Source organism: Pseudoxanthomonas sp. LjRoot125 (assembly GCF_964252705.1).
Lineage (GTDB): Bacteria > Pseudomonadota > Gammaproteobacteria > Xanthomonadales > Xanthomonadaceae > Pseudoxanthomonas_A.
Window position 1 is genome coordinate 1,106,992 of the sequence record NZ_CAXUOY020000001.1, and the last position, 22,639, is coordinate 1,129,630.

Below are 22,639 nucleotides of genomic sequence, written 5' to 3' on the forward strand. Positions count from 1 at the left end.
TCGCCCGGCTTTTTCTTGCACGCGATCAGCGCGTCTCGCGCAGCCCGAGCGCCAGTAACTTGGCTTCGAGGCGTTCGCCCAGCGTCGCCGGTTGCGCCAGCGCCATGCGCGCCATTGCGGCCTCGTCGTCGGGCCGCGCCGCCAGCGCCTTCACCACCGTCGCGATCTTCTTCCACGGGGTGGCGGTGTTGGCCTTCAACCAACCCAGGGCTTTGACGATGCGCTGTTCGACCTCGGTGAAGTCGCTGCCCAGCGGATAGTCCGGCAACGTGCCGTCGTGGCGGAAGGCGCGCAGGCGCGCGGACAAATGCACCGGCGTGTTGTCGATCCAGTGGCCAGGCGCATGAAAGCCGTCGCGCAGCTTGCCTTCGCGCTTGGCCCGTTCCACCAGCGTGGGCTGGAAGCGCGCATCAGTGATGCCGCCCATCGCGATCACGCAATCCTCGTCGTTCTTGCCGCGCAGGTCCGCGATGCCGTACTCGTTGACGTACAGGTCGCGCAGGTGGCGGGGAATGGTGGTGTGGCCGTAACTCCAGCGGACGTTGGAAGCGGGCGCGCCGGCATCGTCGCGCACGGCGCGGAACATCAACGCGCTGCGTGCGTTATCCAGGGTGTTGGACATGTCGACGAAGTTGTACTGGCCGCCGACCCCGGAGACCACGCGGCCGTCTTCCAGCCCGTCCGAGACGGCGGCACCGAGCGCGGTGACCATCATGCAGGAGTTGAAGAAGCGGGCGTCGTGGCGCTGCAGGCGGGCGAGTGGCTCGTGGTCGCGCTGCAGTTCGTTGATCAGGCTGATGCGGCGCATGCCGATGGCACGGCGCTGGTCGTCCGGCAGGTCGCGCAGCCACTGGTAGAAAGCGGGCGACCCCAAATAGAACGCGCCATGCAGGTACTCGCCGTCGCGCTCCAGCCGCGCCTGGTCGCCCAGGTTGGCCGTGCCGTCGGCGACGCGCCGCATCAGTGCTTCGTCATCCACCACCTTGCGCCGGATCACGCCGGTTTCGACCAATCGCTTGAAGCCCTCGTTGACCATCTCGCTGCAGCCGTACAGGCCGATGGCGAACGGGTCGAGGCCGCCGCTGGCGAGTACGGCCGGGTGTTGCTCCAACGCGGGATCGAGGGCAGCCAGGATGCGCCGGTAAGTGGCGTTGTCGGTGTGGCGCAGCACCAGTGCGTGGCATAGCGCATCGGCAAGCGCGCCGATGCCGATCTGCAGCGTGCCGCCGTCCCGCACCAGTGCGCTCGCATAGAGGCCGATCGCGTATTCGGCATCGGACACCGGCTGGCGCGGCAATCCGAACAGATGCGGATAAGGGCCGGGCGGGGCGATGATGATGTCGAAGTAGGCTTCGTCCACCGCCGCCGTGCCGCCGATCCACGGCAACTGCGGATCGACTTCGGCCACCAGCAAGGGGCGCGGCAGGCCGCGCGCCACGATGGCATCGACGGCATCCTGGGTCAGGTCGTTGTTGCACGAGAACGAGAGCCGCGTGCCGCCTGGTTCGCGCGCGACCTTCTGCACGATCACGTTGAGCGCGCGGTCGGCGAGCGCCCGGGCAACGTGCGTGTAGTTCAGGCTGGCGTACAGGCGTTGCGCGGTGGTGGAGCGCAGCAGCGCGCCGCCCTGCATGTAGAACTCCTCCACCTCCATGTGCGCGGGGAGCGCATCACGCTTCATCGCCTGCACGTAGTCCAGCCGCGGGAAGTCGTCGCCGAAATGCCGCGTGGCGAACGGCTTCACGAATCGCCCCTCCAGTCCGCTGCCACCCGTAGGCGGATCGAGCGACAGCGCGGTGTAGAGCGACCACGGGCGCGACGGGTCCGCTACGCCGCGCCGGTAAAGCGCATTGAGCAACCGGTGCGGCTTGCCGATGCCGAGCGGCGCGCCCATGCGCAGCGGCCCGTAGGTGTGGGCCAGGATCAGGTCGACGGCTTCGTCGAGATCGGTCAGGTGGCGTGGGGTCATGTGCGCAGCTTAGGCGAAGCCAGGTGATCCGCCGACGAATGGGCGCGCGGGAGGGCTTGACACGGGTTTCGTTTACGGGCGTAATCAATAAAAATTACAGGCGTAAACGTATGCCGATCAGCGATGCGGAAGCGGTGGTGATGGACGTGTTGTGGAAGCGCCATCCCGCGAGCGCGGACGAGGTGGTCGCTGCCTTGGCCGGCCGCGCTGAATGGGCGGAGCCGACCGTGAAGACCCTGCTTAACCGCCTGCTCAACAAGGGCGCGATCCAGGCCGAGAAGGAGGGGCGTCGCTATCTGTATTCGCCCGTCCTCAGTCGCGATGCCTGGCTGGCGGAGCAGAGTGCGGGGCTGGTGGACCGCCTGTTCGGGGGGCGTGTGGCGCCGCTGGTCGCGCACTTCAGCGAGCAGCGCAAACTCTCCTCAGCCGACATCGCCGAGCTGAAGCGCCTGATCGCGGAGCTCGACGATGGCGAATGACGCGATGATGGCCTTGCTCGAAGCGACCATCGCCAGCACGCTGGCCATCCTGCTGGTGCTGGCCCTCCGTGTCCCGATGCGTCGTCATCTCGGCGCCGCGGCTGCGCATGCGCTGTGGATCTGCGTACCGCTGGCCTGCGTGGCGATCCTGGTCCCGGCCCGTCACGCCGAGACGCAGTGGGTGCTGCCGCAGGTTGTCGTCCTGCAGCCGGCATCGGTGGTGGCCGTCGAAGCGAACGCGTCATGGCCCGCACTGCCGGCGTTGCTGCTTGCGTTCTGGGGCGCCGGTGCCCTCCTCATGGTCGCGCGATTGGCCGCGCAGCAGCGGCGCTTCATCCGTGCCATGGGGCCGATGACGGAAGCCGCGCCGGGCGTGCTGCGCGCGAGCGAGTGTGCGGGCCTTCCGGCGGCGTACGGTCTGCTGCGGCCCAAGATCCTGCTGCCGGCGGATTTCGATCACCGCTACACGGATGCTGAGCGCGCATTGGTGCTGTGCCACGAGCGCCTGCACATCCGTCGCGGCGACTTGTTCGGCAATCTGCTCGCCGCGCTGCTGCGCAGCGTGTTCTGGTTCAACCCGCTGATGCACCTCGCGTCGCGCCTGCACCGCCTGGACCAGGAGTTCGCCTGCGATGCGGCCGTGGTCGCACGCCATCCCGGCGAGCGCCGCATCTACGGCGAAGCGATGCTGAAGGCGCATCTGGTGGGCATCCCGTTGCCCGTGGGCTGCCATTGGACGCAACACCACCCACTCAAGGAGAGGATCGCCATGCTGAAGCACCCTTTGCGCAGCCGAACCCGCCGGTTCGCCGCCGCCACCCTGGTCATGCTGCTGGTCGCAGGCACCGGCATCGCCGCATGGGCCGCGCAGCCCGCCGCACAGGCGCAGGGCGCACACGACTTCCACTACCGGATTGGTGCGACGCTGGAGGTCGATGGCGAACGCCAGGACGTTGTCCTGCGCGACTGGCCGGGACGCAAGGTGGGTTTCGCTTCTACGACAAAGGCTGGGCGCGCTTGGCGCATCGAACTGACTGTGGACCCGACGCAACAGCCCGGCCAGGTGAAGCTGAGCGGCGATATCAGCGTAGACGACAAGCCCGTATCCAAACCGGTATTACTGGGTAGGCTCGATCAGGAAATGCGCATCGAGGTGACTCCGCCGGATGGCAGTTCGACGTTCGCGCTGTCGATGATCGTCAGCCGGCACGACGGCGCGCCCGGGCCGGACGCGGCCAGCGTGCCGAAACAGCCCGCACCGGCCTACCCGGAGGAAGCGAAGGCGCGCGGCCAGAGTGGCCTGGTGGTGTTGAAGTTGCGTGTGGGACCCGACGGCCGCGTCCGCGAGGCGATCGTGGAATCCTCCGAGCCCGCCGGGCTGTTCGATGAAGCCTCGCTTGCCGCCGCCAGGCAGTGGACGTTCGAGCCGCCGACGGAGCATGGCATGCGCGGCGAAGGCTGGGTGCGCGTGCCGATCCGCTACGACGTCGACGGCGATCCGGACGGACGCGACGAAGGATCGTCGGATACCGATCCGCCCACGGCGTGGAGCACGCTCGACATGTCGCAGTCGACATCCCTCAGGACCTTGGAATGCGATGAGATGAAGTTCGATGGCGACGACCGTCGCAAGGTGTCCTGTGGGCAGCGCATCGCCGGCAAGCCGTGATGCGTTTCCTCGCCTGCGCCGTCGCAGCGTGCTTGGCTAGCGGCTGCGCGCATCGCATCGACCGTGTCGACCAACGCTTGCTGTTGCCGGACTCGGCGGGTCGCTACGAGATGGCGGCACACCAGGCCTTCGTCTACCCGGTGCCCGTCGACACGGCCGGCCCCGCATTCCCGTCGGCGGGCATGCCGCGCGAACTGCCGGCGCTCACCCTGTGCGTGGCGTTCGTGGTGGATGACAAGGGCAGGACGACGCAAGTCGTGCCGCTGCGTCAGGCAGGCTGCGTGGATGGCGATGCGCAGCCGCTGTTGCGCGATGCGGCGCTCTCCGCGGTGGCGGGATGGACCTTCGAGCCCGCGATGTTCTGCGACTATCCGGACGCCATGAGTCGCGATCGGGACTGGAACGGATACGGCTGCGCCGGAGAGCGCGTGCAGGCGCGTGTCGTGCCGGTCTCCCTGGCCTATGCGTTCACCTTCGAGATCCGCGAGGGCAGGCAACGCGTGGCATCGGCCAAGCGCTGATATCGGGTGCTTGTGCGTGCCCTAAAGATGGGACGGCGTCAGTCGAGGGTGTGCGTGGAGTCGGCCACGCGGCGTACTTCTTCCGGATGGTGGCTGACGTAGACGATGGGCAGGCGGATCTCGTCGCGCACGCGCTGCAGGTAGGGGATCAGTTCTTCGCGGCGGGCCTGGTCCAGCGAGGACAGCGGCTCGTCGAACAGCAGCAACGAGGGCTGTGACAGCAACGCGCGACCGATCGCGACGCGCTGCGCTTCGCCACCGGACAGATTGCGTGTGCGGCGACCGAGCAGCGGTGCGATGCCGAGCAACTCCACGACGGCATCGAATCCGAAGCGGGGCGCGCCACGCCCGCCGTGGCGCCCGTAGAGCAGATTGCGGCGCACGTCCAGGTGCGGGAACAGCCGCGCATCCTGGAAGACATAACCGATGCGGCGTTGGTGCACCGGCACGTCGATGCGCTGCGTGCTGTCGAACAGGCAGTGGCCGTCCACGTCGATGCGCCCGGCCACGGGCGTCACCAGTCCCGCGATGGCATTGAGCACGGAGGTCTTGCCCGCGCCGGACGGCCCCACCAGGGCGATCACGCGCGCGTCGTCCTGGATGCGCACGTGGCGATGGAAGTGTCCGCGCCGCAGTTCGATGTCCAGGTGCAGCATCAGCTGTCCTCGCCCTGGCGCGTGTGGTGCCGGCGCACCAGCCACTCCGAGAACAGCAGCGCGGCCAGCGAGATCGCCACGGCGACCGCGGCGAGGCGCCAGATGCCGGCTTCGCCACCGGGCACCTGCATCAGGCCATAGATTGCGGAGGACAGCGTCTGTGTCTCGCCGGGGATGTTGGAGACGAAGGTGATGGTGGCGCCGAATTCGCCAAGCGCTTTCGCGAAGGCCAGCACGCTGCCGGCGACCAGGCCGGGCCAGGCCAGCGGCAAGGTAACGGTGAAGAAGACGCGCCACGGGCCGGCGCCCAGGGTGGACGCGGCCTGTTCCAGACGACGGTCGGTGGCTTCGAGCGACAAGCGGATCGCGCGCACCATCAGCGGGAAGCCCATCACCGCGCACGCCAGCGCCGCGCCGGTCCAGCGGAACGCGAACACGAGACCCAGGTGCTCCTTCAGGAAAGCGCCGATGGCGCCCTGCGTGCCCAGCGTCACCAGCAATCCGTAACCCATCACCACCGGCGGCAACACCAGCGGCAGGTGCACCACGGCATCCAGCAGCGCCTTGCCCGGGAAGCGCGTGCGCGCCAGCACCCAGCCGACCAGCACGCCGAACGGCAGGCTGGCGAGCGCCGCCACCAGCGCCACCTTCAGGCTGAGCCGGATCGCGGTGAGTTCTTCCGCGGTGAACGTATCGAACACGAAGGCGTCAATCCTTCACCGCGAAGCCGCGCCGCGTGAAGATCGCGTCGGCCGCGGGGGAGGCCAGCCATTGCACGAACTGCGTCGCCTGCGCCGATCGCGGGCCCCGCAGGGCGGCCACCGGATAGATGATCGGCGGATGGCTGTCTTCGGGGAACGTCGCCACCACGCGCACGGCCGGTTCCGCTTTCGCATCGGAGGCGTACACGATGCCCAACGGCGTTTCGCCGCGTGCCACCAGCATCAGCGCCGCGCGCACGCTCTCGGATTCGGCGAGCCGTGCCTTGACGCCGTTCCACAACGACAGCGACTCCAGCGAGGCCTTGGCGTACTTGCCCGCCGGCACGGTCTGCGTCTGGCCTACCGCCAGGCGACCGTCGCCGAGCGCGGCGAGGACGGTGGCGGGCCGCTTCAGGTCGACGCGCGCCTTGCTTGCTTTCGGTGCGACCAGCACCAACTGGTTACCCAGCAAATTGCGTCGCGTGGCCGGTTCGAGCTTGTCGCGCTGTTGCAGGTAGTCCATCCATTCCAGGTCGGCGGAGAAGAAGGCATCGGCGGGCGCGCCCTGTTCGATCTGGCGCGCGAGCGCTGAACTCGCCGCATACGACACGCGCACCGGTACGCCGGTCTGCTTCTGGTAGGCCGCGGCGGCCTCGTCCAGCGATTCCTTCAGGCTGGCGGCGGCGAACACGGTGAGCGCAGTGCGCTCTTGCGCATGCGCGAGACTGGCGAACGCGACAGCGAAGGCGAACAGTAAACCGCGTATCAGGGCCATGGTGAACTCCGTGCGGGTGGAATCTATCCTCGGGAAAGCGCGGCGTTGAGTACCTTCGCCAGGGCCACGCCGCCGGCGCGCAATTGCTGCTCGACGACGGGCAGGTGCTGGTCCACGTAACTCTGTTCCAGCTTGGCGCGCCGTGGGTAGAAGCCGGGCTGCGTCACCACGCGGCACGATTGCTCGGCCCAGTCGGCCGACGGCGGCGGCAACGCGATGGCGCCCACGTCCGGACGCGGCAGCGCGCGCAGGCGACGCAGGTAGTCGGCTTCGCTGCGGCCCGTGGAGAGCAGCATGCGGCTGTCCCACAGCGTGTGCAGGTTGGTGCCGCGGTCGTTGAAGTTGATCTGCACGTCGTTGCCGCCCTTGTCGCGTCCGTAGCCGGCATGCAGCGGCTGGTGCACGTCGCCGACGAAGTGCACGACGAACTTCAGTGCCTGCAACCGCTCCGCGCGCGTGCGCTTGGTATCGGCCAGGATCGCGGCCTGCGCCCTGATGGCTTCGACGACACAATTGCCGTTGGGACAATCGCGGACTTGTTCGTAAGCGCAGTCGTGTTCGCCGATGTTGACGAAGTGCCAGCGCGACGTCGTCTTGCCGAGCACGGGATCGCTGTCGCGCAAGTCGTCGGCCCAGCTCGCGATGCCGGGCAACGTCGCATCCGGTTCGCCCTTCAGCAGCATCTCCGCCTGGCGGCGCGCTGCGGGTGTCAGGTCGTCCCAGGCCAGTTGCGCCACCAGGCGGTGGCCCATCGGCCCCCAAGCGAGGGCAGGCGCGGGCAGCAAGGCGCCGGCGAGGAAAACAACGAGAGTGGCGGCAAGAAGAAGGGGACGGACCATGCCGGTACTTTAACCGACACGGGCCGTCCCCATTGCGCGTTGCGTGCCGATCGCGGCTCAGAACTTCACGATATAAGCCACGCCGTACACGAGCGGGTCGATGTTCGCGGTGCCCAGTTTGGCGCCATCCACCTTGACTTCGGTATCGATGTCGATCCAGCGCGCATCCACGCGCACGGCGCCGCGCTCGCTGACCTTGATGTCGATGCCCGCATGCGCGGCCAGGCCCCAGGAATCGTCAAGCTTCAGCTTGGTGCCGTCCAGCGCGCCCTTGGTGTCTTCGCTGAAGAACGTGGTGTAGTTCAGGCCGGCACCGAGGAACGGCGACACCTTGCCCTTGCTGTTGAAGTGGTACTGCAGCGACACGGTCGGCGGCAGGTGCTTGGTGCTGCCCACGGTGCCGACGCCGTCGACGGCGATCTCGTGCTTGAACGGCAGCGCGGCCAGCACTTCCAGGCCCAGGTTGTCGCGCAGGAAGTATTCGAAGGTGATGGTCGGCTTGACGTCGCTGTCGATGTCGAGCGGCAGGGTGCCGCCGGCCAGGGTGCCGTTGTCGGACTTCGGGTTCACCTGGTGCACGCCGACGCCCAGGGTCCAGTCGCCCTTGGACTGGGCGAAGGCGGGAGCGGCGGCGCCGAAGGCGAGGGCGATGGCAATCGGGATCAGGGTCTTTTTCATGGTGGTGACGCTCGTTGGAATGTGGCGCCAGTCTCTGCCCGCGTTTCCCATGCCGCCTTGATCCTGATCAATGCCCGCGGGGACGTGCCGGCGGGGCGGCCTGTTAGAATGTCGGCCCCCGTCAACCCCGCCGCGCCAGGCGCGGCCGCAGGAGTCCTGAGCAATGTCGATCAAGGTGGGTATCAACGGCTTCGGCCGCATCGGACGCAACGTGCTGCGTTCCGCCGTGCAGAATTTCGGCAACGACATCGAGATCGTCGCCATCAACGATCTGCTGGAACCGGACTACCTGGCGTACATGCTGCAGTACGACTCCGTGCACGGTCGTTTCGACGGCGACGTGAAGGTCGAGGACGGCGCGCTGTTCGTCAACGGCAAGAAGATCCGCCTGACCCAGGAGCGCGACCCGGCCAACCTGAAGTGGGATGAAGTCGGCGCCGACGTCGTCATCGAGTCCACCGGCCTGTTCCTCGACAAGGCCACCGCGCAGAAGCACCTCGATGCCGGCGCGAAGAAGGTCATCCTGTCGGCCCCGTCGAAGGACGACACGCCGATGTTCGTCTATGGCGTCAACGACAAGACCTACAACGGCGAAGCGATCATTTCCAACGCGTCGTGCACGACCAACTGCCTGGCGCCGATCGCCAAGGTGCTGCACGACAAGTGGGGCATCAAGCGTGGCCTGATGACCACCGTGCACGCGGCGACCGCAACGCAGAAGACCGTCGACGGCCCGAGCAACAAGGACTGGCGCGGCGGCCGCGGCATCCTTGAGAACATCATTCCGTCCAGCACCGGCGCGGCGAAGGCCGTCGGCGTGGTGATCCCGTCGCTCAACAAGAAGCTCACGGGCATGTCGTTCCGCGTGCCGACCAGCGACGTGTCGGTGGTCGACCTGACCGCCGAACTCGAGAACCCGGCCACGTACGAAGAGATCAAGGCCGAGATGAAGGCGCAGAGCCAGGGCGCGCTGAAGGGCATCCTGGGCTACACCGAGGACAAGGTGGTCGCCACAGACTTCCGCGGCGACACCCGCACCTCGATCTTCGACGCCGAGGCCGGCATCGCGCTGGACCCGACCTTCGTCAAGATCGTCAGCTGGTACGACAACGAGTGGGGCTACTCCAACAAGTGCCTGGAAATGGTCCGCGTGGTCGCTGGCAAGTAAGCCCGCGTAGCGGCCTGACAGGCCGTCCCGCCTCCCGACACGGGCGCCCCAGGGCGCCCGTGTCGTTTCCGGGTATCGCCAAGTGATACCGGGTGCGCCGTCCTCGGCCACCTGCGGATCGGAATCTTGCAAATCCCCGGGCCATGCCCGAGGCTGCGGACGCGGCTGCACGGACGGCCGGAGGACGCGGCATTCCGCGTCCTTGCACCGGAAACACGCACAGGCGAGGTCGGGGAATGGATGACGTGGTCGGGTTGTTGGTCCTGGTGGGGCTGGCCGTATTGGCCATGCCTGTCCTGCTCATCGTCGCGCTGGTGTCGGTCAGCGGCCTGAAGCGCCGCGTCACGACGCTCGAAGCGCAGGTCGCGCAGCTGCGCACCGCGCGTGTTGCCGAACCTGCGCCCGCCAGCACGGTGGCTGCGCCTGTGGCGCCCGTCGTGGACGACGGGCCCACGCTCGCGGACCTGATGCGCGACGCCGCGCCCGCGCCGCCACCGCGCCCAACACCCGCCGCTGCGCCCACGGCACCGAGCCAGACGGCCGGGCCGCCGCCGATCCCGCCCGTTCCGGAAGCGCCGAGGCCGGCACCCGCCACGCCGCCGCTGCCGCCCCGGCCGCCGCGTCCCGTCGCGCCCTCGCGTCCGGATTTCGCCACCACCGCGGTCCGCGCGGTGCAGCGCTGGTTCACCGTCGGCAACGTGCCGGTGAAGATCGGCATGCTGGTGCTGTTCGCCGGCGTCGCCGCGCTGCTGAAGTACGGCGCGGACCAGGGCTGGTTCACGCTTCCGCCGGAACTTCGCCTCGCCGGCGTTGCGGCCGCCGCGCTGGGTGCGCTGGTGTTCGCCTGGCGCAAGCGCGAGAGCAACCGCGTGTTCGCGCTGAGCCTGCAGGGTGGCGCGATCGGCGTGCTGCTGTTGGTGGTGTTCGCCGCCTTCAAGATCTTCGGCCTGATGCCGGTCGGCGCGGCGTTCGCGCTGAGCATCGCGCTGGTCGCAGGCGCCGGCATGCTGGCGGTACTGCAGGATGCGAAGGCGCTGGCGGTTTTCGCCTTGCTGGCGGGCTTCCTCGCGCCGATCTGGCTGTCGACGGGCAGCGGCAACCACGTCGCCCTGTTCTCTTACTACGCCGTGCTCAACGCGGCGATCGTTGGCATCGCCTGGTACAAGTCCTGGCGCCTGCTGAACCTGCTCGGGTTCGCCTTCACCTTCGGCATCGGTACCGCGTGGGGCCTGTTCGATTACGCGCCGGAGAAGTACGGCACCACGCAGCCGTTCCTGGCGTTGTTCTTCGTGTTCTACCTGCTGATCCCGCTGCTGTTCGCGCGCCGCCAGCCGGCCAGTCGGCGCGACTTCATCGACGGCTGCCTGGTGTTCGGCATGCCGCTGGTCGCGTTCTCGCTGCAGGCCGGGCTGATGCAGGGTGGCGCGTTCGAGGACAGCCGCCTGCCGTTGGCGTTCTGCGCGCTGGGTCTGGGCGTGCTGTATGCCGGGTTGTCGTGGCTGCTGCGCCGTCGCGAAACCTATGACGTCCTTGCGCAGTCGTATGCCCTGCTGGCGGTCGGCTTCGCCACGCTGGCGGTACCGCTGGCGCTGTCGGCGCAGGCCACCGCCTGCGTGTTCGCCCTGGAAGGCGCGGCGCTGGTCTGGCTCGGTCTGCGGCAGTCGCGCCTGTTGCCGCAACTGACGGGCGCAGGCCTGCAGATGGCGGCGGCGTTCGCCTTCTTCATCGCGCGTGCGGATGCCTGGACGCCGAGCAGCGGGTTCGAAGCCATCGGCAGCCCGATGTTCGCCAATGCGCCCTTCATGAGCGCGCTGTTGATCGCGCTGGCCGGCCTGGCCAGTGCTTGGAGCTATCGCGGACGCGTGGGCGCCATCGCAGGGCTCTACTACGCCTGGGGTCTGGCGTGGTGGCTGGGCAATGGCATGATCGAGATCAATCGCTACCTGGGCCATCGGGACGAACCCGATGCGATGCTCGCGTTCGCCGCGTTGACGGGGTGGCTGGCCGCCGAGGTGCATCGCCGTCGTCCTTCGAGCGGGCTGGCGTGGACGACGCTGGCAGCATTGGCTTCCGCGGTGCCGCTGGCCCTGTGGCAGGCGGACGTGCACCAGCAGCCCTTCGCGGGTCATGGTGCATGGGCATGGCTGGCCTATGCGGTACTCGGCATTCGCAGCCTGCTGTGCCTGCGCGACAGCGAGCATCGCCTCGCGGGTGCGGCGCAGTTCGTCTGGTGGCTGGTGTGGCCGATGGTCGCCAGCCTGCTGATGGCGTGGTTGCCCGATTGGCTGGAAGGCATGGGCCAGGGTTGGACGGCCGGCCTGATCGCGCTGCCGTGGTTGGTCGTGGTCGCGCTGGCACTGTTCCGCTGGGGCTGGTTGTCGGCGCCGCTGGGCGAACGCTTCGATGGCTGGCGCACGCCGCTGCTGGGCGTGTTGTTCGCGGCGCTTGGCCTGTGGTGGGTGGGGTCGCTGTTCATCGCCGGCAACGCGATGCCGCTGCCCTGGATTCCCGTGGTGAACCCGATGGAGCTCGCGCAGCTCGCCGTGCTCGTGTTGCTGCTGTGCTGGTGGATGCCCGAAGACCGCAGCATCGCGCCCACGCAGATCGTGCTGCTGTCGACGGCCGCCTTCGTCTGGATCACCTCCGTCGTGCTGCATGCCGTCCACCATTGGGGTGGTGTGCCGTGGAGCGAGGGCCTGCTGTCGAGCAGCCTCGCGCAGACCAGCCTGACGATCGTGTGGAGCGTGCTGGGCGTGTTGAGTTGGGTGATCGGTTCGCGTCGTGGACAGCGCATGCTGTGGCTGGCCGGCGCGCTGCTGATGGGCGTGGTACTGCTGAAATTGCTGACGGTGGACCGCCAGCACCTCGGCAACCTGCTCGGCATTGGTTCGTTCATCGCCTACGGCCTGCTGTGCACGGTGGTGGGTTATCTGGCGCCGGCGCCGCCGCGTCGCGCCGATTCGGAGGAGGCGGCCGCATGAGGATGTTCCTGCTGACCGCATTGGTCCTGATGGCGGCATCGCCGGTCGCCTCCGCACAGTCGAAACCGGAAGGCGCCTACGCCAAGCGCTGGCCATTGGCGCTGTCGGCCGAGCGCGCCGGGGCCTACCGTGTGGAGCTCGATCGCAGCGTGTATGCCACCACCGCGTGGCTTGACCTGCGCGACGTCAACGTGCTCGACGCGCAGGGCAAGCCCGTGGCCGCCGCGTTGTTCGGGCCCGAGCAGCCGACGGCCCTGCCGGCACGACGCATCGTGGTGCCGTGGTTCCCGCTGCACACGCCTGCACCGGGCGCGGGAGAGCCCTCGAGCGTTTCCGCACAGTTCGGTGAGCACGGGCGCATCGTCCGCATCGAGGCCAGCGGCGGTACGCCCGCGGCCGACACCGGGCGTGCGTTCCTCGTGGACCTCAGCGGGATCCGCGACAACCCGGAAGCGCTGGAGATCACGTGGGACCCTGGCGAGCCGCGCGAGGCGCGTTTCAGGGTGGAAGGCAGCCACGACCTCCAGGCATGGGACGTGCTGGAAGCGCGCGTGACGCTGATGGAATTGCAGCGGGGCACGCAGCGCCTGTTGCACGACGAAGCGCCGATCCGCGCCGGCTTCCGCTACGTGCGCTTCGTGCCGCTGGACGCGGCGGCAGCGCTGCCGATCCGAGAGATCCGCGTGCGGCTGGATGCCGTGCACCTGCAGCAGACGGTGGCGTGGTCGGAGCTGCAAGGTCGGCGCGTGAGCGAACAGGGCGTCGACGGTTTCGTCTACCGCAGCGACGGGCGTTATCCGATCGCGCTGGTCGACCTGGCGATGGACGATTTCGCGGTGGGCGAATGGACGCTCGAAAGCCGCGATGCGGAGGACGCGCCATGGCGCCTGCAGGCGGGTCCGTGGGTGGCGTATCGCGTCGATGGCGACCGTCCGAGCGCCTCGCCCGACCAGCCGCTGTCCAGCGGACCAGTGCGCGACCGCGAATGGCGGCTGCGCAGCCGGGGACCGCTGCCCGATCAAGCACCGACGCTGCGACTGGGTTACCGGCCCGAGGTGATGGTGTTCCTGGCACAGGGCACGCCGCCGTACGCGTTGGTGGCCGGCAGTGCGGCCGCGCGCCGGGCCTCGGTGCCGATGCCGGAACTGGTGGATGCGCTTCGGCGCGACCGCGGCGAGGACTGGCAGCCCGCACCCGCCTACCTGTCGCCGGCGATGGCACTGGCAGGCGAAGTGGCCCTGGTGCCGCCGCCGACGCCGCGCGACTGGAAGGCCTGGTTGTTGTGGGGCTTGCTGTTGCTGGGCGCCGTACTCGTCGCGGCGTTCGCCCTCAGCCTGCTACGCAGCCGGCCCGCCGCCTGAGCTCGTCCGCGGTTTGCGGTGCCTGCGCGCAGCCGGGACAATAGGCGTCTTTCCGGCTGCCCAGGACCCCCCGATGCCCATCGTCCGCATGACCGACCTCGACCTGACCGGCAAGCGCGTGCTGATCCGCCAGGATCTGAACGTGCCGATCGACGCAGGCCGGATCACCTCCGAGCAGCGCATCACCGCGTCGCTGCCCACGCTGAAGCTGGCGCTGCAGAAGGGCGCGGCCGTGATGGTCACCTCGCACCTGGGTCGCCCGAAAGAGGGTGTGTGGAGCGAAGCCGACTCGCTGGCGCCGGTCGCCGCACGACTTTCCGAATTGCTCGGCGTGGACGTGCCGCTGGTGAAGGACTGGGTGGACGGCGTCGACGTGCAGCCGGGCCAGGTCGTCCTGCTCGAGAACTGCCGCATGAACGTCGGCGAGGGCAAGGATGACGAAGCGCTGTCGAAGAAGTACGCCGCGCTGTGCGACGTCTTCGTCATGGACGCGTTCGGCACCGCCCACCGCGCACAGGCCTCCACGCACGGCGTGATCCGCTTCGCCGCCGTTGCGGCGGGCGGTCCGCTGCTGATGGCCGAACTGGATGCGCTGGACAAGGCGCTGGCCAACCCGGCACGCCCGCTGCTCGCCATCGTGGCCGGCAGCAAGGTGTCCACCAAGCTCGAACTGTTGACCAGCCTGGTCGGCAAGGTCGACCAGCTGATCGTCGGTGGCGGCATCGCCAATACCTTCATCGCCGCCGAAGGCCATGCGGTGGGCAAGTCGCTGTACGAAGCGGACCTGATCGATACCGCGAAGAAGATCGATGCCGATGCGAAGTCGCGCGGCGCCGACATCCCGCTGCCTTCCGACGTCGTGGTCGCGACGGCCTTCTCGGCCGATGCGCCGGCGACGGTCAAGGCGGTGGATGCCGTGGCGGCCGACGATCTGATCCTCGATATCGGCCCGGAGACCGCGCAGCGGTACGCCGAGCTCATCAAGTCCGCCGGCACGGTGGTCTGGAACGGCCCCGTCGGCGTGTTCGAATTCGACGCCTTCGGCAAGGGCACGGAAACGCTGGCGCGCGCGATCGCGCAGTCCGCGGCGTTCTCCATCGCCGGTGGCGGCGACACGCTGGCGGCGGTCGACAAATACGGCATCGCCGACGACGTCAGCTACATCTCCACCGGTGGCGGTGCGTTCCTGGAGTTCCTGGAAGGCAAGACGCTGCCCGCCGTCGCGGCCCTGGAGGCGCGCGGCGCGTGAGCCGTCCCACGCTGTTCTTCGATCTCGACGGCACGCTGATCGATTCGGCCGTCGGCATCACCCGCTGCATCGCGCATGCGCTGTCGCAGCTCGAGCATCCGGTACCCACCGACGCCGAGCTGCGTGGCTGGATCGGCCCGTCGCTGCGCACCAGCTTCATGCCGCTGCTGGGCGATCCGGCGAAGGTGGAGGCCGCAGTGGAGCATTACCTCGAGCGCTTCGAATCGCATGGCTGGCTCGAGCACCAGGTCTACGCCGGCATCGGCGAAGCGATCGACGCCTTGCACGCGGACGGCCACCGGTTGGCCGTGGTCACCGCGAAGAACGAACCGCATGCGCGCAAGATCCTCGCCCACCTGCCGTTCGGCCACCGCTTCGAGGAGATCATCGGCGCCACCGCCGACGGTCGCCTGAGTCACAAGGCGGATCTCATCGGCGAAGCCCTTCGCCGGCTCGCGCTGACGCCGGAGGTTTGCTGGATGATCGGCGACCGCCGCATGGATATCGAAGGCGCGCGCCAGCACGGCATGCGCAACGTGGGCGTGCTGTGGGGCTTCGGTGGCGAGCAGGAACTGCGTGATGCGGGCGCGGATCATCTGGCGAAATCGCCTGCGCAGCTGGCGCCGCTGTTCGCCTGAGTAACGCGATCAAACGCGCGTTTCATCCGATGCGTTTGCGCAGTCGGGTGTGCGCGCGCAACATCCCGCCATGCCGCTCAGACCAAAAAAATACCAGTAGCACGGCGTGGCCGGATCGCGTGAAAGTGCTTGAAAACAGCGGTTTCGATCAGCGTGCGATAACGTCGTGCATGCTGTCCCGGGACAGCATGCGGGCATGATGATCGCCGGTCGTTGCGGTGTTCAATCGCTGTGGTAGCGTTTGCGGCGATTTCAGGGAATCCGCACCATGACCGAACGCCAGCGCCGTACCAAGATCCTCGCCACCCTCGGACCGGCGACGGACCCGCCCGGCGTGCTCGAGGAATTGTTCCGTGCCGGCGTCAACGTGGTGCGGTTGAATTTTTCGCATGGCGATCCTTCGGGCCAGGCCAAGCGTGCGGCCGCCGTGCGCCTCGCCGCGCAGCGCGTGGGCGCCGAAGTCGGCATCCTCGCCGACCTGCCGGGGCCGAAGATCCGGATCGAACGATTCGCCGAAGGCAAGATCGTGCTGAAGAAGGGTGACCGCTTCGACCTGGTCGCCAGCGCGGATGCGCCTCCCGGCGACATCCACCAGGTCGGCGTCAGCTACCTCGGCCTGCCGGGCGACGTGGGTGCCGATGACGTGCTGCTGCTCGACGATGGGCTGATGCAGCTGCAGGTCGTGCAGGTCGATGGCGAGCGCATCGTCTGCACGGTGTTGAACGATGGCGTGCTGTCCGACCGCAAGGGCCTCAACAAGCAGGGCGGTGGCCTGTCGCTGGGCGCGCTGACCGAGCGCGACCGCGAGCTGATCGCCTACGTCGCCGAGAACATCGGCGTGGATTTCATCGCCGTGTCGTTCTGCCGCAACGCCGAAGACATGAACGAGGCCCGCCGCATCGCGCGCCAGCACGGTTGCGATGCCGCGCTGGTGTCGAAGATCGAGCGCACCGAAGCCATCGAGAACCTGACCGAGATCGTCGATGCCAGCGATGTGGTGATGGTGGCGCGCGGCGACCTGGGCGTGGAGATCGGTGATGCCGAACTGCCGGGCCTGCAGAAGAAGATCATTCGCGAATCGCTGGCGCAGAACAAAGTGGTGATCACCGCCACCCAGATGCTCCAGTCGATGGTGGACAGCCCGATCCCGACCCGTGCCGAAGTGCTCGACGTGGCCAACGCCGTGATCGACGGCACCGACGCAGTGATGCTCTCCGCCGAAACCGCGGCCGGCAGCTACCCGGTGCGAGCGGTGGAAGCGATGGCGCGCATCTGCCTCGGCGCCGAGAAGCAGTTCGAGATGGACACCGATTTCGAGAAGGCGCCGCGCAACCTCGAGCGCGCCGACCAGGCGATCGCGATGGCGACGATGTTCCTCTCCGAGCACATCGGCGTGCGCGCGATCGTTGCGATGACCGAGTCCGGCGGCACCGCGCGCTTCCTGTCGCGCTTCCGCTCGAGCGCGCCGATCTACGCGTTCTCGCGCCATGACGGTGCGCGCCGCAAGATGGCGATGATCCGCGACGTGTTCCCGATCGCGTTCGACAGCCGCGGCCTGGCGCCGCGCGAGGCGGCGCGCGACGCCATGCGCGTGCTGCACGACCGTGCGCTGCTGGCCGAGGGCGACCGCGTGATCTTCACCAGCGGCGACCACATGGAGCAGCACGGCGCCACCAATACGCTGCGCCTGCTGCAGATGGGCGAGCGCGGCAAGGCCGAGGGCCTGGGCGAGCTGTAACCGGTTTCCCCGGACGGGGCGAGGTCCAGCAGCGTCCGGATGCGGGCGCGGCGGTGGCGCGCCCCGTGCGTCGTCACCCGCGGGCACCGCCAAGCGGGCTACAATTGGTATCTTTCCCGCCGCTTCTCCAGGAACCCCATGAGCATCGAACAGCTTGCCGAAACCGCCCAGGCCATGGTGGCCGCGGGCAAGGGCATCATCGCGATCGACGAGTCCACCACCACCATCGCCAAGCGGTTCCAGGGCGTGGGCATCGAGAACACGGAAGAGAACCGTCGCGCCTACCGCGAGTTGCTGCTCACCACGCCGAAGCTGTCCGACTACATCTCGGGCGCCATCCTGTACGACGAAACCATCCGCCAGTCCACCAAGGACGGCGTGCCGTTCGCCAAGTACATGAGCGAGCACGGCATCATCCCGGGCATCAAGGTGGACAAGGGCACGCATGCCCTGGCCGGTTGCCCCGGCGAAGTGGTCACCGAAGGCCTCGACGGCCTGCGCGACCGCCTCAAGGAGTACTACAAGCTGGGTGCACGCTTCGCCAAGTGGCGTGCAGTGATCACCATCGGTGAAGACATCCCGTCCGGCACCTGCATCGAAGCCAACGCCCACGCGCTGGCCCGTTATGCCGCGCTGTGCCAGGAATGCGGCCTGGTCCCGATGGTGGAGCCGGAAGTGCTGATGGACGGCGACCACAACATCGAAGTCTGCTACGAAGTGACCGAAGCCGTGCTGCGTTCGCTGTTCGGCGCGCTGTACGAGCAGAACGTGCTGCTGGAAGGCACCATCCTGAAGGCCTCGATGGTCATCGCCGGCAAGGACAGTGACGAGCAGGCCGATGTCGACGAAGTGGCCGAATCCACCGTGATGTGCCTGAAGAGCACCGTGCCGGCGATTCTGCCGGGCATCGTGTTCCTGTCCGGCGGCCAGACCGACGAGCAGTCCACCGCGCATCTCAATGCGATGAACCAGCTCGGCAGCCTGCCGTGGCCGCTCAGCTTCTCGTACGGCCGCGCCATGCAGCAGGCCGCGCTGAAGCTGTGGTCGCAGGACCTGAAGGGCAACTTCGCCAAGGCACAGGCCGTGGTGTACGAGCGCGCCAAGGAAAACGGCCTGGCCGCGCTGGGCAAGTGGGAGGGCTGAGCGCCTGCGCTCAGCGATGGCTGCCCTCCGGCAGCCCGTGATGGACGAAACGCCGGCGAAAGCCGGCGTTTTTCGTTACGCGCCTGCTCGTGCCCGTTTCGCGGCGTTCTCCGCCATCCGCCGATCGGCGCAGTCCATCGTCAGGTCGGAGGCCGTCTTCAGCACGGTGAAGCACAGCGTCATCAGCAGGCCGCTGCCAAGCGCGGCGCTGGCCAGGATGATCAGGTGCATCGGGATCACGCGCAGGTAGGGCAGGAACATCAGCGCGCCCAGGCTGGGTTTGCCCTCCACGTCGGCGGCGTGCTGCACGGCGTAGGTCTGCTGCTGCGAATAGACGAACGACAACCCACAGAACGCCAGCAGCGCGATGTCGCGGGGATTCGCCACGGTGTGGTGCACGCACAGGAAGACGAAATAGACGGCGTGGAAGAAGCCGTAGTGCAGCGAGAAGAAGCTGGCCGTCGAACGCTTGCCGGCTTCGTCCTCGCTGACGCGCTGGCCGCCCGAGGTAAAGCCCTCGGTGGTGAAGTCGCGCAAGGCCAACATCCGCTTGCGGGCGTACCAGCCGATCACGACGCTCTGGATCCAGTAGGGCCAGACCAGCCACCCGGTCTCCCAATCGAAGATCAGCGCCAGCGCCAGGGTCAGGGCATTGGAAGCGAGCAGGGCGAGGGTGGAAGGTCGCATCCGTTCAGGATACGGCAGGGTCGGACCTTGCAGGACAGGCGTCTGGCCGTCGCCAGGCTGAACGGAATGCACTTGCTTGGAATATTATTGCCTAAGCAGCTATATCATAGGCAGCCATGAAGACCCATGCCGGCAACAGCACCATCGGTTACCTGATCGCGGACCTGAGCCGGTTGTTCGGCCGGGTGTTCGACCGGCGTGCCTCCCACCTGGGCCTGACCCGCGTGCAGTGGCGCGCGCTCAAGCGCATCCACCAGAGCGAGGGCATTACCCAGTCGGAACTGGCCGACCTGCTCGACATGGAGCCGATCGCCGTCGGGCGCGTCATCGACCGTCTGCAGAAGGCGGGCTTCGTCGAGCGCCGCAGCGATCCGGACGATCGCCGCGTGTGGCGCCTGCACCTGCTACCGCCGTCGGATGCGGTGATGCACGACATCGAAGCCGTGGCCGTGTCGGTCCGCGAGGACTGCCTGGCCGGCATCGATGCCGATGAGCTCGCCACGGCCCTCAAGGTGCTCGGCCAGATCCGCGAAAACCTCTCCCAGCTCGACCGCGCCAGCCGCGGCGAGTCCTCCCTCCGCAAGAGTTGAATCCCACCATGACCAGCAAGATCAACGAAGCCGGCGAGAACGCCGCAAAACCCTCCGCGCCGAAGCGCCGTCGCGTGCCCGTGTGGCTGTGGATCGCCGGGCCGCTGGCCGTCGCCGGCTTCTTCGGCTGGGAATACGTCGCCTCCGGTCGCGAAGTCAGCACCGACAACGCCTACATCAAGGCCGAGCGCATCCTGATTGCGCCGCAGGTCGGTGGGCGCGTGGTCGAAGTCGCCGTGCAGCAGAACCAGCCGGTGAAGAAGGGCGACCTGCTGTTCCGCATCGATGCCGATCCGCTGACGATCGCCGTCACCCAGAACGAAGCGCTGGTCGCGCGCATGGCGAACTCCGCCAACGCGAGCCGCGCCAAGGTGGTCGGCACGGGTACCTCGATCCAGGCCGCGCGCGAAACGCTGACCTGGGCGCAGCGCGACCTGCAACGCATGCAGCAGCTCGCCAGCCAGCAGCTGGTCTCGCGCAAGATGCTGGACGACGCGCGCCACGCGGTCGCCGAAGCGCGCACCGACCTGGCCGACGCCATCGCCAGCCAGTCCGAAGCGACCGCCTCGCTGAGCGGCAGCCCGGGCACGCCCACGCAGGACCTGCCCGAGTACCGCGCCGCGATGGCGATGCTGGCGAAGGCCCGCCTCGACCTGGACCACGCCGAAGTACGCGCGCCGGTCGACGGCATCGTCGGTCTGCACGACCTGCAGGTGGGCGAGTACATCAACGTCGGCCAGACGGCGATGCCGCTGGTGGCGACCTCGCCGATCTGGGTGGAAGCCAATTTCAAGGAAACCGAGCTGGAAAAGATGAAGGTCGGCCAGCACGCGACGATCGAAGTGGACAGCTATCCGGGCGTGAAGTGGAAGGCGCACGTCGCTTCCATTGCACCGGCATCGGGTGCCGAGTTCAGCGTGCTGCCGCCGCAGAACGCCACCGGCAACTGGGTGAAGATCGTGCAGCGCATTCCCGTGCGCCTCGAGATCGATGGCGCCGCCACCGATGCGCCGCAGCTGCGCGCCGGCATGAGCGCCGACGTGCATGTCGAACTGCGCGACGGCGGCACGGCGTCCAGCCGCGCCACCGCCGCGCGCTGAGTCCCTGTTTCCATGTCATCCCGGGCGTGCGCGGATGCGGGCGAGGGCACTGTGGTGGGGCCCGGCCCCGCTGACGCCGCGCCCCGGGTGACCTCTGGATCGTCGTGCCGTCCGCACGCCGATCGCTTACGGAATTTCCCATGAGCACAACCGCCGTTCCCGCTGCACCCGCGCAGGACGATACCGGCAAGCGCACGCTGCTGGTCGGCTCGGTGATGCTGGCCACGCTGATGCAGGCGCTGGACACCACCATCGCCAACGTCGCGCTGCCGGACATGCAGGGCTCGCTGTCGGCCACCCAGGACCAGGTGTCGTGGGTGCTGACCAGCTACATCGTCGCTGCCGCGATCCTGACGCCGGTGACGGGCTGGCTGGCCGGTCGCCTCGGCCGTCGCCGCCTGCTGATCATCGCGGTCAGCGGTTTCACCGTCGCCTCGCTGCTGTGCGGCATCGCCAGCGGCATCGGCGAAATGGTGCTGTTCCGCGTGCTGCAGGGCGTGTTCGGCGCTTCGCTCGTGCCGATCTCGCAGTCGCTGCTGCTGGATGCCTTCCCGAAGGAGAAGCACGGCGCGGCGATGGCGATGTGGGGCATGGGCATCATGGTGGGCCCGATCCTCGGCCCGCCACTGGGCGGTTTCCTGACCCAGAACTACAGCTGGCACTGGGTGTTCCTGATCAACCTGCCGATCGGCATCCTCGCGTTGGTCGGCATCATGGCCAGCGTCAAGAAGGACGTGCCGCACGAGCGGCCGCTGGACGGCATCGGGCTCGCGCTGCTGGCGCTGGGCATCGGCGCACTGCAGCTGTTCCTGGACCGTGGGCAGAGCGAGGACTGGTTCGGCAGCGTCGAAATCCAGATCGAAGCCGCGATCGCCTTCCTCGCGCTCTATACCTACGGCCTGTGGTGGTGGCGCAAGCGCGACCACGCGCTGCTCGACCTGGGCCTGCTGAAGAACGCCAACTTCGCGGTCGGCTGCGCGCTGATCTTCGTCGTCGGCATCGTGCTGTTCGCGACGCTGGCGCTGCTGCCGCCGTACCTCAGCACGCTGATGAACTATCCGGTCCTGACCATCGGCCTGGTGCTGGCGCCGCGTGGCGTGGGCACGATGTTCAGCATGATGATCGTCGGCCGCCTGCTGGGCCGCATCGATGCGCGTTGGCCGATCCTGGTCGGCATGGGCCTGATGGTGGCCTCGCTGCACGGCATGACCCAGTTCGGGCCGAACGCGTCCATGCACTCCATCGTCTGGCTCGGCGTCGTCCAGGGCATGGGCCTGGGCCTGGTGTTCGTGCCGATCTCGACGGTGGCCTACGCCACGTTGGAGCCGCACCAGCGCACCGAAGCCGCCGGCCTTTTCAGCCTGGTGCGCAACATCGGCTCGTCGGTCGGCATCTCGGTGGTGATGACGATGCTGTCGCGCGCGATGCAGGTGAACCACGCGGAGATCGGTGCGCGCATTCCGGCGTTCGGTGCGGAAACCACGCTGCTGCCTGCGGCGATGGATCCGTCCACGGCCACCGGCCTGGCCCTGCTCAATGCCGAGGTCAACCGGCAGGCCGCGGCCATCGGCTATCTCAACGACTTCAAGTTGATGATGCTGCTGACGCTGGTGTCGATGCCGCTGGTGCTGCTGATGCGCGGCGGCAAGGCGCCCTCCGGCGGCGGTGGCGGCGCGGATGCCGCCGCGGCGCACTGA

At 68.1% G+C, this 22,639-nt stretch carries 20 protein-coding genes; 13 read left to right on the top strand and 7 right to left on the bottom strand.

The genetic code is table 11. The features are described from left to right. Positions 1-25 precede the first annotated feature (25 nt). The gene (locus ACSION_RS05020) at positions 26-1,969 is read right to left on the bottom strand and encodes an acetyl-CoA hydrolase/transferase C-terminal domain-containing protein (RefSeq protein ID WP_435305121.1); all 1,944 of its coding nucleotides are present in this window, start codon (positions 1,967-1,969) and stop codon (positions 26-28) included. A gap of 110 nt (positions 1,970-2,079) precedes the next feature. Here ACSION_RS05020 and ACSION_RS05025 point away from each other — a divergent pair, with 110 nt between their 5' ends. Genes ACSION_RS05025 through ACSION_RS05035 form a run of 3 tightly spaced genes read left to right on the top strand, consistent with a single transcriptional unit; the run spans position 2,080 to position 4,638 of the window. After that, positions 2,080-2,448, top strand: coding sequence for a BlaI/MecI/CopY family transcriptional regulator (locus tag ACSION_RS05025; protein ID WP_435305122.1), 369 nt, complete (start codon positions 2,080-2,082; stop codon positions 2,446-2,448). Further along, positions 2,438-4,117, top strand: a complete 1,680-nt coding sequence (locus ACSION_RS05030; protein ID WP_435305123.1) for a TonB family protein — start codon at positions 2,438-2,440, stop codon at positions 4,115-4,117. The genes ACSION_RS05025 and ACSION_RS05030 overlap by 11 nt, the downstream gene beginning before the upstream one ends. Then, entirely contained in the window at positions 4,117-4,638 is a 522-nt protein-coding gene (locus ACSION_RS05035) for an energy transducer TonB (protein ID WP_435305124.1), read from the top strand. Before ACSION_RS05030 ends, ACSION_RS05035 begins: the two co-directional genes overlap by 1 nt. A 38-nt stretch (positions 4,639-4,676) precedes the next feature. Here the strand turns inward: ACSION_RS05035 and ACSION_RS05040 are convergent, their stop codons facing one another. From ACSION_RS05040 to ACSION_RS05060, 5 genes are read right to left on the bottom strand one after another with little or no spacing between them, the layout of a single operon-like run. Next, the gene (locus ACSION_RS05040) at positions 4,677-5,294 is read right to left on the bottom strand and encodes a molybdenum ABC transporter ATP-binding protein (protein WP_435305125.1); all 618 of its coding nucleotides are present in this window, start codon (positions 5,292-5,294) and stop codon (positions 4,677-4,679) included. Further along, positions 5,294-5,995, bottom strand: coding sequence for a molybdate ABC transporter permease subunit (gene modB, locus ACSION_RS05045; RefSeq protein WP_435305126.1), 702 nt, complete (start codon positions 5,993-5,995; stop codon positions 5,294-5,296). Before modB ends, ACSION_RS05040 begins: the two co-directional genes overlap by 1 nt. Before the next feature lie 7 nt (positions 5,996-6,002). Further along, positions 6,003-6,770, bottom strand: coding sequence for a molybdate ABC transporter substrate-binding protein (gene modA / locus ACSION_RS05050; protein ID WP_435305127.1), 768 nt, complete (start codon positions 6,768-6,770; stop codon positions 6,003-6,005). 23 nt (positions 6,771-6,793) lie between these two features. After that, positions 6,794-7,609, bottom strand: a complete 816-nt coding sequence (locus ACSION_RS05055) for a S1/P1 nuclease (protein WP_435305128.1) — start codon at positions 7,607-7,609, stop codon at positions 6,794-6,796. 57 nt (positions 7,610-7,666) lie between these two features. Further along, on the bottom strand, positions 7,667-8,287 hold the full coding sequence (locus ACSION_RS05060) for an OmpW/AlkL family protein (protein ID WP_435305129.1): 621 nt from the start codon (positions 8,285-8,287) through the stop codon (positions 7,667-7,669). A 163-nt stretch (positions 8,288-8,450) separates the two neighbouring features. On the opposite strand from ACSION_RS05060, the gene gap reads away from it, so the two are divergent. From gap to ACSION_RS05095, 7 genes are all read left to right on the top strand, one after another. Continuing rightward, positions 8,451-9,455 (top strand): type I glyceraldehyde-3-phosphate dehydrogenase, encoded by a 1,005-nt coding sequence (gene gap / locus ACSION_RS05065; RefSeq protein WP_093490129.1) that lies wholly within the window; start codon positions 8,451-8,453, stop codon positions 9,453-9,455. A gap of 245 nt (positions 9,456-9,700) precedes the next feature. After that, entirely contained in the window at positions 9,701-12,436 is a 2,736-nt protein-coding gene (locus ACSION_RS05070) for a DUF2339 domain-containing protein (RefSeq protein ID WP_435306656.1), read from the top strand. Beyond that, complete coding sequence (locus ACSION_RS05075; RefSeq protein WP_435305130.1) at positions 12,433-13,797, top strand: DUF3999 family protein; 1,365 nt, start codon at positions 12,433-12,435, stop codon at positions 13,795-13,797. Before ACSION_RS05070 ends, ACSION_RS05075 begins: the two co-directional genes overlap by 4 nt. A 73-nt stretch (positions 13,798-13,870) precedes the next feature. Next, positions 13,871-15,046 (top strand): phosphoglycerate kinase, encoded by a 1,176-nt coding sequence (locus ACSION_RS05080; RefSeq protein WP_435305131.1) that lies wholly within the window; start codon positions 13,871-13,873, stop codon positions 15,044-15,046. Then, positions 15,043-15,684 (top strand): HAD hydrolase-like protein, encoded by a 642-nt coding sequence (locus tag ACSION_RS05085; protein ID WP_435305132.1) that lies wholly within the window; start codon positions 15,043-15,045, stop codon positions 15,682-15,684. The genes ACSION_RS05080 and ACSION_RS05085 overlap by 4 nt, the downstream gene beginning before the upstream one ends. Before the next feature lie 268 nt (positions 15,685-15,952). Continuing rightward, on the top strand, positions 15,953-17,422 hold the full coding sequence (gene pyk, locus ACSION_RS05090; RefSeq protein WP_093490133.1) for a pyruvate kinase: 1,470 nt from the start codon (positions 15,953-15,955) through the stop codon (positions 17,420-17,422). A gap of 138 nt (positions 17,423-17,560) precedes the next feature. Next, positions 17,561-18,565 carry a class I fructose-bisphosphate aldolase gene (locus ACSION_RS05095; RefSeq protein ID WP_056877970.1) on the top strand — a complete coding sequence of 335 codons (1,005 nt, stop codon included), beginning with the start codon at positions 17,561-17,563 and terminating at the stop codon, positions 18,563-18,565. Positions 18,566-18,640: 75 nt separating this feature from the next. Here the strand turns inward: ACSION_RS05095 and ACSION_RS05100 are convergent, their stop codons facing one another. Continuing rightward, positions 18,641-19,252: a DUF6498-containing protein gene (locus tag ACSION_RS05100; RefSeq protein WP_435305133.1), complete on the bottom strand. Its 612-nt coding sequence runs from the start codon at positions 19,250-19,252 to the stop codon at positions 18,641-18,643. A 116-nt stretch (positions 19,253-19,368) separates the two neighbouring features. Here ACSION_RS05100 and ACSION_RS05105 point away from each other — a divergent pair, with 116 nt between their 5' ends. The 3 genes from ACSION_RS05105 to ACSION_RS05115 all read left to right on the top strand — a co-directional run bounded on the left by ACSION_RS05105 (position 19,369) and on the right by ACSION_RS05115 (position 22,639). Continuing rightward, positions 19,369-19,842, top strand: a complete 474-nt coding sequence (locus tag ACSION_RS05105; protein ID WP_435305134.1) for a MarR family winged helix-turn-helix transcriptional regulator — start codon at positions 19,369-19,371, stop codon at positions 19,840-19,842. 8 nt (positions 19,843-19,850) lie between these two features. After that, the gene (locus tag ACSION_RS05110) at positions 19,851-20,942 is read left to right on the top strand and encodes an HlyD family secretion protein (RefSeq protein ID WP_093490136.1); all 1,092 of its coding nucleotides are present in this window, start codon (positions 19,851-19,853) and stop codon (positions 20,940-20,942) included. 140 nt (positions 20,943-21,082) lie between these two features. Continuing rightward, complete coding sequence (locus ACSION_RS05115; RefSeq protein ID WP_435305135.1) at positions 21,083-22,639, top strand: DHA2 family efflux MFS transporter permease subunit; 1,557 nt, start codon at positions 21,083-21,085, stop codon at positions 22,637-22,639.